The following is a 13,634-nucleotide window of genomic DNA, read 5'->3' as shown; positions in this document are numbered from 1 at the left end:
CGCTTGCTCCTCAATTAACGTAATAAAGTCAGCAGCGGCGCCTGTTCCTGCACCGGAGACAGGCCGCTGGTCAACACGTCCACGAAGTCATCGCTGTTGCTGATGATGATCGGCGTGGTGGTGTCATAGCCGGCGGCATGGATCGCCGCCTGGTCGAACTCGATCAGCAGATCGCCCGGCGCGATCCGCTCGCCTTCCCGCACGTGGGCGGTGAAATGCGCCCCGTCGAGCTTCACGGTATCGATGCCGACGTGGATGAGAATCTCCGCGCCGTCGTCCGATTCGATGCCGATGGCGTGTTTGGTTTTGAACAGCGACGCCACGCTGCCGCTCACCGGCGCCACCACCCGCCCCTGCTGCGGCGCGATCGCCACGCCTTTCCCCAGCAGGCCGCTGGCGAAGGTCGCGTCGTTCACCTGTTCCAGCGGCACGATGTCGCCGGCAATCGGGCTGAGAATGGCCTGTTTGCGGTTAAGTGGCGCGGCGGCTTCAGGCGGCGCCGTCTCTTCCGCCGGCGCAACGCCGAACAGGTAGCTGGCCAGCGCGGCGAACACAAACGACAGCAGAGTGCCGCCGATCGCGCCCCACACCGTGGCGTCGATGCCGCCGTTGGGAATGATTTGCGCGAAGGTGAACACGTTCACCAGGCCGAACGAGTAGACCGAGGTATGGAAGTAACCGATCACCGCCCCGCCCAGCGCGCCGCCGATGCAGCCGAAGATGAACGGACGCTTGTTCGGCAGGGTGACGCCGTACACCGCCGGTTCGGTGATGCCGAAAATCCCCGCGCCGATGGCCGAACCGGACAGCGCCCGCAGCTTGGCGTCGCGGGTGCGCAGCATCACGCCCAGCGTGGCACCGACCTGCCCCATCACCGCCGGCAGCAGCAGCGGCACCATGGTGTCGCGCCCCAGCACGCTCAGGTTGTTGATCATCAACGGCACCAGCCCCCAATGCAGGCCGAAGATCACGCACACCTGCCACATCGCCCCCATGAAAGCGCCGGCGATGATCGGGTTGAAGGCGTAAATGGCCTGATAGCCGTTGGCCAGCAGATGGCTGAGCCAGGTCGCCGCCGGGCCGATCAGCAGGAAGGTCAGGGGTACGGTGATCGCCAGACACAGCAGCGGCGTGATGAAATTGCGCAGCGCGCTGTGGATCACCCGGTTAAACAGCGGCTCCAGACGGCAGGATACCCAGGCCGCAAAGATGATGGGGATCACCGACGAGCTGTAGTTGATAAAAGTCAGCGGAATGCCGAAGAAATATTCGCGCACCGCGCCCGGCTGTTGCGCCGCCTCAAACGCCGCCATCATCAGCGGATGCGTCAACGCGCCGCCGATCGCCATGGTGACGAACGGGTTGCCGCCGAATTTTTTCCCGGCGGTGTAGCCGAGCATGATCGGGAAGAAATAGAACAATGCGTCGCTGGCGGCGAACAACATTTTAAAGGCGCCGCTGCTTTCCAGCAGCCAGCCGCAGGCCAGGCTCAGCGCCAGCAATCCCTTCAACACCCCCGAGGCAGCCATCACCCCGAGCAATGGGGTGAAGATGCCGGAAACCACGTCGATAAAGCGGCTGAGCAGATTGTCTTTTTTACCGTCCGCATCGCCGCCGCTCGACGCGCCTTCGGCCAACCCGCCGACCCGGTTGACCGCATCGAACACCTCGGCCACGTGGTTGCCCACCACCACCTGAAACTGGCCACCGCTCTCCACCACCATGATGACGCCCGGGTTTTTCTTCAGCGCTGCCGCGTTGGCGCGGCGGTCGTCACGCAGCTTGAAACGCAGGCGGGTGGCGCAATGCACCAGGCTTTTCACATTGTCGCGGCCACCGACGCCGGCCAAAATCTCACTGGCTAATGTGTCATATTTCATACGGTTATCCTTAGACTTCGCGTTCTGCCGATCCCGCATTTGCGCTGGCCTGGCGCAGGAGCGAAATTCGGCGCAAAAAAAAACCTAAACCTCGCGGCCTCTGCCCCATCGGGGAACAGAAACGCGAGGTTTAGGTTTTGCCTGCCGCAGCAGTAACAACCCTAAATCGGTTGAGTTATGACGTTAACACCGCAGATTTTAGCGGAGCAAGGCTTTGCGACGGCAAATTGCCGAACTGTGATCGCAAAGGCAAAACGGCCTCAATGCGCGAAATAATGCATGCCGCCCTCTACCGGGATCACTGCGCCGATGATATATCGCGCGAGCGATAGAGAGGGATGAGAGAGTATCGCCCGGCCTCACGTCAAAAAAACATAAGATTAACTGACCTAATAATTCACTATCAAGCTAAAGCGAAACACGCATTTTCCAGCGGCCAATCGGCTTTTCTGGCAATATTCGCAGCCATTAAGGCAAATACATCGCCAAACCTCATCGAATATTGTTATCATTCCACGATATTCACCCGCGTAAAAATCACCGTGCGCAATTGAATACGGCAAATAAACATCAGAATAACTAATTAAAACAACTAGACAAAAATCACACGGGGGATTATTACTGGTCAACGCTTAATCGAGAGTAGGGATGACAGTCACCATGGTGTTGCGTACTGATGTAGGACGGATTTTGATTACCGGCGCCGGCGGCCGAGTCGCCACCGCGTTTCGCCAGGCAGTGGGCGATCGCTATGCATTGCGGCTGGCGGAACGAGATCTCGCTCTGTTGCGCGATCGCCGGCCCGGCGATGAGGTCATCAGCTTCAACATCGCCGATCTCGACGCCTGCCGTGAGGCCTGCGCCAATATCGACACCGTGTTGCACCTGGCCGCCGATCCGGCTCCCGACGCCGATTTTTGCGGTTCGCTGATGGACAACAACATTCTCGGCACCTTCAATATCTTCCGCGCGGCGAAAGACGCCGGCTGCCGCCGGGTAGTGTTCGCCAGCAGCGCGCAGGCGGTGGAAGGCTACCCGCTCGATTATCAAATCCGCCCGGATGACGCCCCGAAGCCGAAAAATCTGTACGGCGCCAGCAAGGCGTTCGGCGAAGGCATCGCCGCCTATTTCGCCCATCAGGAGGGGCTTTCCGCCCTGTCGGTACGCATCGCCAACTTCACCACTCTAAGCCGGGGCGAACAGCTTAGCGCCCGCGACATGAGCGCTTTTCTCAGCCATCGCGACGCCGCCGATCTGCTGGATCGCTGTATTCGTGTCGAAGGGGTGCAATATGCGGTGGTGCACGGGGTTTCCAATAACCGCTATACGCGTTTGTCGCTGGAAGAGACCCGTCGCCTGCTCGGCTACGCCCCGCAGGACGATGCGTTCAGCCAGCTCGGCTTTGAGTGAGCGCGGCGGGGAACCCCGCCGCACGTTATCGTTTACCCGTTGGCGTAGGCCACTTTTTCGGCCTGACGGTGGGTAAACAGCACCAGCAACAGCGCCAATCCGGCAATAATAGCCCCCATCACCGGCACGAAGCTGTATCCCAGCCCGGCGGAGACTACCGCGCCACCGGCGGCGGCGCCCAGCGCATTGCCCAGGTTAAAGGCGCCGATGTTGACCGAGGACGACAGGCCCGGCGCTTCGCTGGCGACACGCATCACGCGCATCTGCAGCGGCGGCACCACGGCAAAGGTCGCCGCACCCCAAATCACCATGCTGACCGCGGCGCCGATTTCACTGCGCGCCAGGAACGGGATCACCAGCATAATGACCACCAGCAGCAGCAAGAAACCCTTCAGCGTCGCGCTCTCGGAGCGGTCGGCGAATTTACCGCCCAGGTAGTTGCCGATGGAGAAACCGACGCCGATCAACACCAGCATGACCGTCACGAACAGCGGCGTCGCATCGGTGATGTGCTGCAACACCGGCGAGATATAGGTATAGAGCGTGAACATCGCGCCCGCGCCCAGCACGGTCGTCAGCAAGGCGGACAGCACCTGCGGGCGCACCAACACCGACAGCTCGCGTTTCACATCAGGGCGTGCGCCGGCGCTGCCTTTCGGCAACGAGAACCACAGCCCCAGCATGGCGATCACGCCCAGCCCGGCCGTCGCCAGGAACGACATGCGCCAGCCGATGGTTTCACCCAGCCAGGTCGCGGCCGGCACCCCGCCGATATTGGCGATGGTCAGGCCCATAAACATGGTCGCCACGGCGCTGGCCTGTTTCTCTTTCGGCACCACGCTGGCGGCCACCACTGAACCGAGGCCAAAGAACGCGCCGTGGTTCAGGCTGGTGATGATGCGCGACAGCATCAGGGTGGTGTAGTCAGGCGCAACCGCCGACAGCACGTTACCCAGGGTAAAGATCGCCATCAGGAAGATCAGCGCGCTTCTGCGCGCCCGGTGAGAAAGCAGCAACGTCATCAGCGGTGCGCCGACCATCACGCCAACGGCGTAGGCGCTGATCAACATGCCGGCCATCGGGATGGAGACGTCCACCCCTTTGGCGATCGTCGGCAGCAACCCCATCGGGGAAAACTCGGTCGTGCCGATGCCGAACGCCCCCACCGCCAGGGCTAATAAGGGAAAGTTAATTTTCATTCAACAACTCCGGTTAACCGCTGCCGAAGCGCGGGAAAGTTAAGATGCCAAAAGTATGACATTGATCACACCAAAGATAAGCAGGCGGAAGGCTAAAAGACTTTTGCGATTTTGTTAAAAATCGTGGGGAAAACAGCAGCCGACTCTATCTCAGCCACGCGCCGACAGGCAATAGCCGCCGTCGCCCGTGCGCACATCGGGTTCATTCTCGCCACCTGGCCCACCCGCCATACCGGCTCACCGGCGGCTGCCGCGACTATTAAACACAGAGCAAAAGTGTTTTGTTATTGTGCGCGTTTTTAGAATTAAACGACGAAATATAATGGCCTCAGCAAAACATCATCGCCCTACGGCCTAATTCACATGAGGGAAGCGTCATGCTTTTTGACTCGTATTCTTTAAACGGTTTATCGCTGAACAATCGCATCGTCATGCCGCCAATGACCCGCTCTCGTGCCGGCGCCGGCGACGTCGCCACCGACATGATGGCTGAATATTATGCCCAGCGCGCCAGCGCCGGGCTGATCGTCAGCGAAGGCACGCAGATCAGCCAGCAGGGCCAGGGTTATGCCTGGACGCCCGGCATTTACACCCCGGAACACATCGCCGGTTGGAAAAAAGTCACCGACGCCGTACATCAGGCCGGCGGCAAGATCTTCGCGCAGCTTTGGCACGTCGGCCGCGTGTCGCATACCATTTTACAGCCTGACCACGCCGCGCCGGTCTCCTCCTCCGCCATCCAGGCCGACGGGGTCAAGGTGTTCGTGGATGTCGAAGGCCGCGGGCCGGAACATGGCGTGGGTGAAATGGTGCAACACTCCGCACCGCGCGCCTTAACGCGGGAAGAAATCCCGGCGATCGTTAACGACTACGCCCAGGCGGCACGCAACGCCATCGCCGCCGGTTTCGACGGCGTAGAGCTGCACGGTGCGAATGGCTATCTGATCAATCAGTTTATCGACTCACGGGAAAACCAGCGCGACGACGAATACGGCGGTTCACTGCAAAATCGCCTGCGTTTCCTGCGGGAAGTCGCGCAGGCGGTCGCGGACGCCATCGGCAAAGAGAAACTGGGCGTGCGCCTGGCGCCGCTGACCACTCTGATGGGCTCGCAGGACGATACCCCGGAAGCCACCTATCTGGCGGCGGCCAGCGTGCTGAACGATATCGGCGCCGCTTATATTCACATCGCCGAAGCGGATTGGGATGATGCCCCGGTGATGCCGGCGGCGTTCAAAGAGTCGCTGCGCCTGATTTTCCGCGGCACGCTGATTTACTCGGGCAAATACACGCGTGAACGCGCTGAAGAAGCGCTGGCCAAAGGTTGGGCAGACTTGATCGGCTTCGGCCGCCCGTTCATCGCCAACCCGGATCTGCCTCACCGCCTACAGCACGGGCTGGCGCTGAATGCGCCAATCAAAGAGAAATTCTTCGGCGGCAGCGGGGAAGGCTACACCGATTACCCAGCGATCGGGTAAATACATTCAGCCCCCCGAGCTTGGAGGCGGGGGGCTTCGCCGGCCAGGCAAACAACGCTCTTAAAAATAAGCGACATAATCCAGATTTTCAGTGTCCGCACGATAAAGAAAAAAATCGAAAACCTTAAATATAAAATAATAAATTAAACATTTTCATTGCAATTTCTTATTAGAATACAAAATAACAAAGCATATAAAAACAATATAATTTGAAACAAAAACAATGAAAAAAACGAAAATAAAAACGGAAAAGACAATATTAACTGGAGATTTAAACACATAGTCCGTATTGACCGAACAGGGTTGAATATATACACGAACGTGTAAATATCTTTCTGAACAGCGCTACTGTGGCGCTGCATTGATTAAGGAAAGATCTTATGTCTAAATCACCTATTGGCACTACAGCCACGACAGGACAGAAATGCCCGGAAAGCGGCGTCTGGGAAGTGGTTGGCAAACCCTCAACCACAGCGCCAATCGCTAAAGGCAATATCATGCCTCCTTATGGCGGCAAAGGGGTCACCTGGAAATTGATCCAATACGCATAATCCGTCGTCTTCAGGCCTCTTTTTTCAAAAGGGGCCTCGCAGAAAAATCCTATGACGCCTTATTTTATACCCTCCCGTTGCGCACTTTGCCCGATCGCATTTCGATGTTCCGTTGCAGTTCGCGCAGCCCGCCGGCCAGGAAGCAGGCTTCCGCCAGCACGAACAGCGGGCCGATGATCAGGCCCGTCACGTCGTCCATAAACGCCGGTTTTCGTCCCTCCCAGAAATGCCCGACAAACTGAAACAGCCAGCCGATGACGAAACCGCCGATGCCGACGCTCAGCCACGCCGTCGTCGATAGCGACGCCACCCAGGCGCCGACCCCGAGGCACAGCAGCAGCAACGCCAACATCATGACGCCAAGCCGCAGACTCAGCCGCAGGTAATAGAGAGCCGACACGATCACCACCGCGCAGGCCGGCGAAAACGGCAGCCATCCCGCGCCCCATGCCGGCCGGGAGAGCAGCGCCAGCAGGCTGACGACGATCAGGGGGATGCCGATAAAGTGCGTGACGATATTGCGCGCATCGCGATGATAGGCGGCATAAGCGGCAAGTTGATCTTCCAGACTTCGCATGTTGACCTCCGGTATGTACGGCCTTCGTCGCCGAACGCGTGCAGCCGCATGCGGCTGCCCTTACCCATAGCTTAGCGCGGGATCACCAATACCGGTTGGCCAATCTCATCCAGCAGGCCACGCGTGACGGAGGCGTTCAACCAGCGCCCCAACGAAGACAGGTGGCGGTGCGAGATGATCAGCAAATCGCAGTTGAACAGCGCCATCTGTTCCGGGATCACCTCGATGGGCGTCCCCGCAGCCAGCAAGCCCTGGGCGTTGAAACCCTGCTGTTTCAGCGCCCGCGTCACCTGCCCGACCTGCTTTTCCGCCAGCGCCTCTTCCCGTTGCGCGGCGGGATACTCCTCGCGCTCCTCGCTGTCGAAACGCAGGCCGCTACGGCTGAGCGTGAAGGCATTGTCCACCACCGTCAGTACGATCACGTCGCCGATGCTGCCTTGCAGGCGCGCCATAAAATCCAGGGCATTGCCGCTGTGCTCAAAGCAGTCCACCGCCAATAACACTCTCTTAATCATAACAATCCTCGTTCGGCTGAATTAAATCGCGCCCTTGAAGTTGGCTTCGCCCTTTTTCCAATACCCCTTGGCAAACAGCGCCGCACGGGAGACGCCCATTTCGTTGATAAAGCGCGCCTTCAGGTATGCGGCGATCTGCTGCTCGCAGGCCAGCCACACCTGCCCTTCGCCGGGCGGCAGTTCGCAATGGCTGACGGCCTGCACCAGCGGGCTGTTCATCACGCTGTCAAAATGGCGCGTGCGAATTTGCCAGCTGTTCACCTGCAAGAAGGAACAATCGACATCCTGAATCTCCTGCGCATCGCCCACTTCGGCGAACCACAGCACCGGCAACGGGTCGGACAGCGAGGCGAGAATGGTGCGCATGGCGGGCAACGCGGTCTCATCGCCCAGCAACAGCAGCCAGCGAGTTTGCGGCAACAATCGGAAGCCGCCGGAACAAGGGCCGGCTAACCCCAGCTTGTCGCCCGGCATCGCGTCGCGCGCCCAGTTCGACGCCGGGCCTTCGCCGTGCAGTACCATATCGATATCGAAGGTGCGGGCGAGTTTGTCGATGCCGCTCAGGGTGTAAGCCCGCCCGGCCAGCGTGTCGCGCCACGGGAAGAACACTTTGACCCAACTGGCCGGCTCCTGCGCGCGCGGATCGGCGATAAACTTATCCACATCATCGCCGCTCAACGTGATGCGACGGATCCGAGCGGTGACTTGCCGCACGGCGCTCACCCGGGCCTCCCGTTTGCGGCGGGTGTCCCTTTCCAGCATCTCGTCGACAATCTTATTCAGCGTGTTGTGCATCAGCCTTCTCCTGTGGCGCCGCAGACGGGTAGGTGTGTTCCCAGCCGCCGCCCAGCGCTCGATAGATATTCACCACGGCGATCGCCGTCTCCTCCTCTGAAACAATTTGCGCGGACTGCAGATCCAGCAGCGCGCGCTGCGTGCTCAGAACGTGGATAAAATCGCTGGCGCCGTTCAGATAGCTGTCGCGCGCCAGCGCAAACGCGTGTCGGTTGGCGGCCAGCGCCTCGGCCAGGTGCGTCTGGCGGCGCTGCTGGGCGCGATAACCGGCAAGCGCGTCGTCAATCTCGTGCCAGGCGCGCAGCACCGTTTGCTGGTAGGCGATGGCCATTTCCTGCTGCCGGTATTCGCTCAGGCGCACCCGTTGGGTGATTTTCCCCCCGTCGAACAGCGGCAAATACAGGGCGGGGCCGATGGCGAAGGTATGCGTGGACCAACTGCCCATATCCGCCAGCGCCAACGCCTGATAACCCGCATTGCCGGTCAGCGTGATGCGCGGGTAGTAGTCGGCGGTGGCGACGCCGATCTCGGCGGTCGCCTGATGCAAACGCTCCGCCGCTTCGCGAATATCCGGCCTGCGCAGCGCCAGATCCGACGGCACCCCCATCGGCACGGCGCGCGCCAGCGTCGGCAGCGGCCCCGTCGGCGACAACATCGCTGTCAGCGCGCCCGGTCGCTCGCCCAACAGCAGGCTGATGGCGTTGATCAAGCGTTCCTGCCGATCGAACAGCGCCGGCAGCAGGGCATCCACCTGCGCCAACTGCACCTGCGCCTGATCGACATCCAGTTCGTTGCCCGCGCCGCTCTGATAACGGTTTTGCGTCAGCTGCAGCGTGCGCAGCGCCGTAGTGCGGTTTTCCTGCGCCACCGCCAGCTGTTGCTGCGTGGCGCGCAGGCGCAGATAGTCGCTCGCCACCTCCGCCGTCACCGACGTCAGCAGTGCGCGCCGGTTCTCCTGCGAAGCGGCGAAGCTGGCGCGCGCACTTTCCGACGCGCGACGCAGCTTGCCCCACATGTCCAGCTCCCAGGTGGCGCTGGCTCCGCCGCGCCAGAGGTTATAATCCGCCTCTCCGCCGTTGCCGGACGGATCCATGCTGCCCACCGAGGTGGCGCGTTGGCGCAGATAAGCGCCGTCCAGACTCAGATCCGGCATCAGCGCCGCCTCCGTCACGCCCAGCAGGGCGCGGCTTTGTTGCATGCGCGCCGTGGCGAGCTGCAGATCCAGGTTGCCGGCCGCCGCGCGCTGCACCAGTTGCGACAGCGACGCATCGTTGAATATCGACCACCAGGCCACCGGCAGCGCCCCGCCGCCGGCCTGCTCCCCCCAGCTTTCGGGCAGCGCGTTCTGCGGCCGAGCGTAGTCCGGCCCTACCGCCCGGCAGCCGCTCAGCGCAATCAGCAGCAGCGGGATCACGACTCTGTTCATTGCAGGCCCCCGTCCAGCGTATTGATGCTGACGTCCGCAGACATGCCGACGCGCAGGGCGCTCAGCAAGGCGGCGTGCTCTTTGTTGATATCAAACACAATCTTCACCGGGATGCGCTGAACGATCTTGGTGAAGTTGCCGGTGGCGTTCTCCGGCGCCGCGGCCGCGAAGCTGACGCCGGAAGCCGGCGCGATGCTGTCTACCAGCCCTTTCAGCGTTTGGCCGGGAAAGGTATCGATATGGATGTCTACCGACTGCCCGTGCGCAATGTTTTCCAACTGGGTTTCCTGGTAGTTGGCGATGATGTACAGCTTGTCCTGCGGCACGATGGCCAGCAGCGCATCGCCCGGTTTGACGAACTCCCCGACCCGCAGGCTTTTCTTGCCGATCACGCCGCCGATCGGCGCGGTGATACGGGTGTAAGACAGGTTCAGCTCGGCCATCGCTTTCTTCGCCTGCGCCAGCATCAGCTCGGCATCGCTGTCCGCCAGCTTGGCTTGCAGCACCTGCTCCATGTTTCGCGCCGCTTTGAGCGTCGCCTCCGCCTGCGCCACATTGGCGGAAAGCGTGTGCACCCGCGTTGTCGCCTGCTGCGCCGCCTGCTGCGACCCCGCACCGCTGCTGGCCATTCTCTGGTAGCGGTTCTGCTCCTGGCGCGCAAACGCCAGCTCCGCCTGCGCCGCCTGCCGCTCCGCCAACGCGGCGGCGATCAGCGCGCTCTGTCGGGTCAGGTTGGCCCCGGCGTCGTCCTGGCGGGCGCGGGCGGATTGCTCCTGGGCCGTCGCCTGCGCCAGCGCGACGTTGAATTCACGCGGGTCGATCACCGCCAGCAATTCCCCCTGTTTGACCCACTGGTTGTCCCTGACCAACACCTGCGCAATTTCACCGGCAATCTGCGGTGAAATACGCGAGATATCGGCGCGAATATAGGCGTCGTTGGTATTCTGCTGTGTTTCTTTAATAAAGAACTTATTGATTAATAACCCCAGCGTAATGACGGCAACCGCCAATACGGCAACGGCGACTTTCTTGTTAGCCATAAAAGTGACTCCACTTAATATTTATGTCTGATGATAAAATGTCAGGCAGCGACCGAACGCGGCGGGTAAATACGGGTCGGCATAACTAAAATCAGCGCGGTCAGTAATAACGCCAGGCCGGCAACCAACAGATAAAGATCGGCGCTGGCCAGCACGTGGCCCTGCCGGGCGGCAAGCTGCGCCAACTGCTCCGCCGATCCCGATGCGCGGCTATAGGCCGAGCCGAAGCCGTCGGCGATCGTACCGGCGTGATAATCCCCGCGCTGCCGGCTGAGCAGTGCGATGGCGCCGCCGGCCGCGGTGGCGGCGAAACCTTTCACCGCGTTGAACCACGCCGCCGCAAACGGCCCGTCGGTCGGCAACAGCCCGCCGGTCGCCTGCATCAGCAACGGGATGATCGCCATCGGTTGAGCAATCGCCTGCAACAGTGCGATGACGCGAAACGTGTCGCCGTTCCATTCCGGCGTCAGCTGGGCGGCCAGTACGCAGGCGGTGGCCATCAACAGCAGGCTGATCGCCAGCACCCAGCGGCAATCCACCCGCGGCGTATTGCAAATTATGGCGACGATCGGCAGCGTAATTAATTGCGGCAACGCCACCCACAACATTAAGTCGGAGGTTTGTTCCTGACGGTAACCCTGAATCGCGGATAAATATCCCGACGTGATATTGACCAGCGACACCATAATTAACAGCACGCCACCCAGCGTAATTAAGGAGAAGGACAAGTTCCTTTTGCTTAATAGCTGCAAATTGAAAAAAGGCAGCGGGTGATACCATTCGTTAATCAGAAATAATGCCAATAGCCCAATGCCGCCCAACAATAAAACGTAGATCAGCGGCGAGTTCAGCCAGTCGAGGCGCTCCCCCTGTGAGATGCCCATCGTCAGCATGCCGAGCGCCATGCCGCCGAGCAGCAGGCCGCGCCAGTTGAACTGCCGCAGGCGCTCCAGCCGCAACGGATCCTGCGGCAGGCCGTAACCGATGCACACGGCGGCGATCGCCATCAGCGGCAGGTTCCAGTAGAAATATCCGCTCCAGCCCCAGTGAAAGGCGAAGGCGGCGGCGGTGGCGCCCAGCGTAGCGCTCCAGGCCGAGACCCAGCCGTAGGCGCCCAGCCCCAGCACCTTGATCAGCGGCGGCATAAAACGCAGCACCACCGTCATCAGCATCGGCGGCAACGCGCCGCCGGCGAAGCCCTGCAGGCTGCGCACCGCCAGCAGCACGCCATATTGTTCTCTCAGCCAGGGCGTCAGCAGCCCGCCGGCCAGGTAAATGCCGCACATCGTCAGCGCCACCCGGCGCAGCGAAAAGGTCGGCCAAAAACAGGGCGTGAACCCGGAACCGATCACAAAACCGGTGACGTAGCACGTGGTCAGCCAGCTGCCGGCATCGAAACTCAGCAGCATGCCGCCCTGTATATCCGCCAGCGCGAACTTGCTGGCGTTTTCCCCCACGCCGCTGGCCATCACCGCCAAAAACACGCCGAACAACCCCAGCCAGGTACGGCCGTTGATTTCGCCGGCGCTGGCGAGCCATCTATTCTTGTGATGCGGCGTAACAGACACCTCAACCATTCCCCACTCCTGCTGTTTCAGCCTCAATCTTTGTTGTCGTGGGCAGTATCCGGGCTTATTTGGATTGTTTAAAATGAAATGATGTAATTAACTAGTTGCACAAAACGCAATCCATTGAGCGCACCACCACCGGAGAGGCCATGCCGCAAAAAATTGATTTCAACCTGATCTATGCGCTGAATCTGCTGCTGGAAGAAGGCAGCGTGAGCGGCGCCGCCGAGAAGATGAATCTGAGCGCGCCGGCAATGAGCCGCATTCTGGGGCGCATCCGCCGGCAGTTCGACGATCCGATCATGGTCAGGGCCGGCAAGCATCTGGTGCCGACGCCGCGCGCGCTGGAGTTGAAACGCCAGCTCGGCGATATCATCGAACAGGCCGCCGCGCTGATCGCGCCGAGTGAATCCTTCGAGCCCGGCAAGCTGACCCGAACCTTCACCATTCGCGCCAACGACATTTTTATCGGCGCGCTGGCGGGCGGCCTGCTGGAGACGCTGCGGGACATGGCGCCGTTAAGCGGCCTGAAGTTTATCGCAGAAAGCGACGGCGAGGATGATGCGCTGCGCAGCGGCAAGGTGGATCTGGTGATCGGCTCCTCACGCGACTGGCACCCGGAAATCAAAACGCAGAGCCTGTTCACCAGCACCTTTCAGGCGCTGGTGCGCCCTGGGCACCCGATCATCGGCCGGGTAACGCCCGAAACCCTGACCCATTACCCGCATATCAGCGTTTCTCGCCGCGGGCGAACGCAGGGGCCGATCGACGACGCGCTGCGCGATCTCGGCCTGCAGCGCAACGTCGCCCTGACCCTGCCGGGCTTTCATTCGGCGATGATGCTGACCATGAAGTCGGACTTTATCCTGCCGCTGCCGCGCCACGTGCTGCAGGGGGTGAGCAATATCCACCTGCCGTTGGCGGAGATCGAGCTGCCGCTCGAGCTTGAATCGGTGTTTATCGTCCAGGCCTGGCACCCGCGCCTGGATCGCGATCCGGCGCACCGCTGGCTGCGGCAGACCATCAAGCAGTTCTTTTTGCAGCGGGAGTGAGGGGGTGGTGTATTGGGGATAGGGACGCTCGCGGCAGAACCCAAATACGCCTGCCAGATAAGCCGGTAACATGGCATTTTGCCGAAGCCCTGCGCATACTCAGACGTCTTGGGTAAACCGCGCAACGCGGGCAATGGCATCGA

At 60.9% G+C, this 13,634-nt stretch carries 12 protein-coding genes; 4 read left to right on the top strand and 8 right to left on the bottom strand.

Going from position 1 to position 13,634, the window contains the following annotated elements:
• Nucleotides 1-14: 14 nt before the first annotated feature.
• Nucleotides 15-1,880, bottom strand: coding sequence for a PTS beta-glucoside transporter subunit IIABC (bglF, locus tag ACJ8M3_RS20115; protein WP_089197572.1), 1,866 nt, complete (start codon nucleotides 1,878-1,880; stop codon nucleotides 15-17).
• Between the two features lie 660 nt (nucleotides 1,881-2,540).
• On the opposite strand from bglF, the gene ACJ8M3_RS20110 reads away from it, so the two are divergent.
• Nucleotides 2,541-3,290, top strand: a complete 750-nt coding sequence (locus ACJ8M3_RS20110; RefSeq protein WP_033645071.1) for an NAD-dependent epimerase/dehydratase family protein — start codon at nucleotides 2,541-2,543, stop codon at nucleotides 3,288-3,290.
• Between the two features lie 32 nt (nucleotides 3,291-3,322).
• Here ACJ8M3_RS20110 and ACJ8M3_RS20105 read toward each other — a convergent pair whose 3' ends face one another.
• Complete coding sequence (locus ACJ8M3_RS20105) at nucleotides 3,323-4,489, bottom strand: MFS transporter (RefSeq protein WP_033645072.1); 1,167 nt, start codon at nucleotides 4,487-4,489, stop codon at nucleotides 3,323-3,325.
• 377 nt (nucleotides 4,490-4,866) lie between these two features.
• On the opposite strand from ACJ8M3_RS20105, the gene ACJ8M3_RS20100 reads away from it, so the two are divergent.
• The gene (locus ACJ8M3_RS20100; RefSeq protein WP_089197571.1) at nucleotides 4,867-5,967 is read left to right on the top strand and encodes an alkene reductase; all 1,101 of its coding nucleotides are present in this window, start codon (nucleotides 4,867-4,869) and stop codon (nucleotides 5,965-5,967) included.
• Between the two features lie 380 nt (nucleotides 5,968-6,347).
• A complete protein-coding gene (locus tag ACJ8M3_RS20095; RefSeq protein WP_162837995.1) occupies nucleotides 6,348-6,518 on the top strand; it encodes a hypothetical protein in 171 nt (56 codons plus the stop codon).
• Between the two features lie 64 nt (nucleotides 6,519-6,582).
• Here ACJ8M3_RS20095 and ACJ8M3_RS20090 read toward each other — a convergent pair whose 3' ends face one another.
• From ACJ8M3_RS20090 to ACJ8M3_RS20065, 6 genes are all read right to left on the bottom strand, one after another.
• On the bottom strand, nucleotides 6,583-7,095 hold the full coding sequence (locus ACJ8M3_RS20090; RefSeq protein WP_046688035.1) for an Mpo1 family 2-hydroxy fatty acid dioxygenase: 513 nt from the start codon (nucleotides 7,093-7,095) through the stop codon (nucleotides 6,583-6,585).
• A 71-nt stretch (nucleotides 7,096-7,166) separates the two neighbouring features.
• Nucleotides 7,167-7,610 (bottom strand): universal stress protein, encoded by a 444-nt coding sequence (locus ACJ8M3_RS20085; RefSeq protein ID WP_033645075.1) that lies wholly within the window; start codon nucleotides 7,608-7,610, stop codon nucleotides 7,167-7,169.
• 21 nt (nucleotides 7,611-7,631) lie between these two features.
• The gene (locus ACJ8M3_RS20080; RefSeq protein ID WP_089197570.1) at nucleotides 7,632-8,405 is read right to left on the bottom strand and encodes a siderophore-interacting protein; all 774 of its coding nucleotides are present in this window, start codon (nucleotides 8,403-8,405) and stop codon (nucleotides 7,632-7,634) included.
• On the bottom strand, nucleotides 8,386-9,831 hold the full coding sequence (locus tag ACJ8M3_RS20075) for an efflux transporter outer membrane subunit (protein ID WP_033645077.1): 1,446 nt from the start codon (nucleotides 9,829-9,831) through the stop codon (nucleotides 8,386-8,388). The genes ACJ8M3_RS20080 and ACJ8M3_RS20075 overlap by 20 nt, the downstream gene beginning before the upstream one ends.
• Entirely contained in the window at nucleotides 9,828-10,871 is a 1,044-nt protein-coding gene (locus ACJ8M3_RS20070) for an HlyD family secretion protein (RefSeq protein WP_047573192.1), read from the bottom strand. Before ACJ8M3_RS20070 ends, ACJ8M3_RS20075 begins: the two co-directional genes overlap by 4 nt.
• 41 nt (nucleotides 10,872-10,912) lie before the next feature.
• On the bottom strand, nucleotides 10,913-12,448 hold the full coding sequence (locus ACJ8M3_RS20065) for an MFS transporter (RefSeq protein ID WP_033645079.1): 1,536 nt from the start codon (nucleotides 12,446-12,448) through the stop codon (nucleotides 10,913-10,915).
• 140 nt (nucleotides 12,449-12,588) lie between these two features.
• On the opposite strand from ACJ8M3_RS20065, the gene ACJ8M3_RS20060 reads away from it, so the two are divergent.
• Nucleotides 12,589-13,491, top strand: a complete 903-nt coding sequence (locus ACJ8M3_RS20060) for a LysR family transcriptional regulator (protein WP_046688564.1) — start codon at nucleotides 12,589-12,591, stop codon at nucleotides 13,489-13,491.
• Nucleotides 13,492-13,634 lie beyond the last annotated feature (143 nt).

The organism is Serratia sp. CY55921 (genome assembly GCF_052167655.1).
In the GTDB taxonomy this organism is placed as follows: Bacteria; Pseudomonadota; Gammaproteobacteria; order Enterobacterales; family Enterobacteriaceae; genus Serratia; species Serratia ureilytica.
This window is presented reverse-complemented; position numbering and strand designations above follow the sequence as displayed.

Coding starts and splice junctions, on each gene's coding strand:
- bglF (WP_089197572.1), bottom strand. CDS start 1,880: ATGAAATATGACACATTAGCCAGTGAGATTTTGGCCGGCGTCGGTGGC.
- ACJ8M3_RS20110 (WP_033645071.1), top strand. CDS start 2,541: ATGGTGTTGCGTACTGATGTAGGACGGATTTTGATTACCGGCGCCGGC.
- ACJ8M3_RS20105 (WP_033645072.1), bottom strand. CDS start 4,489: ATGAAAATTAACTTTCCCTTATTAGCCCTGGCGGTGGGGGCGTTCGGC.
- ACJ8M3_RS20100 (WP_089197571.1), top strand. CDS start 4,867: ATGCTTTTTGACTCGTATTCTTTAAACGGTTTATCGCTGAACAATCGC.
- ACJ8M3_RS20095 (WP_162837995.1), top strand. CDS start 6,348: ATGTCTAAATCACCTATTGGCACTACAGCCACGACAGGACAGAAATGC.
- ACJ8M3_RS20090 (WP_046688035.1), bottom strand. CDS start 7,095: ATGCGAAGTCTGGAAGATCAACTTGCCGCTTATGCCGCCTATCATCGC.
- ACJ8M3_RS20085 (WP_033645075.1), bottom strand. CDS start 7,610: ATGATTAAGAGAGTGTTATTGGCGGTGGACTGCTTTGAGCACAGCGGC.
- ACJ8M3_RS20080 (WP_089197570.1), bottom strand. CDS start 8,405: ATGCACAACACGCTGAATAAGATTGTCGACGAGATGCTGGAAAGGGAC.
- ACJ8M3_RS20075 (WP_033645077.1), bottom strand. CDS start 9,831: ATGAACAGAGTCGTGATCCCGCTGCTGCTGATTGCGCTGAGCGGCTGC.
- ACJ8M3_RS20070 (WP_047573192.1), bottom strand. CDS start 10,871: ATGGCTAACAAGAAAGTCGCCGTTGCCGTATTGGCGGTTGCCGTCATT.
- ACJ8M3_RS20065 (WP_033645079.1), bottom strand. CDS start 12,448: ATGGTTGAGGTGTCTGTTACGCCGCATCACAAGAATAGATGGCTCGCC.
- ACJ8M3_RS20060 (WP_046688564.1), top strand. CDS start 12,589: ATGCCGCAAAAAATTGATTTCAACCTGATCTATGCGCTGAATCTGCTG.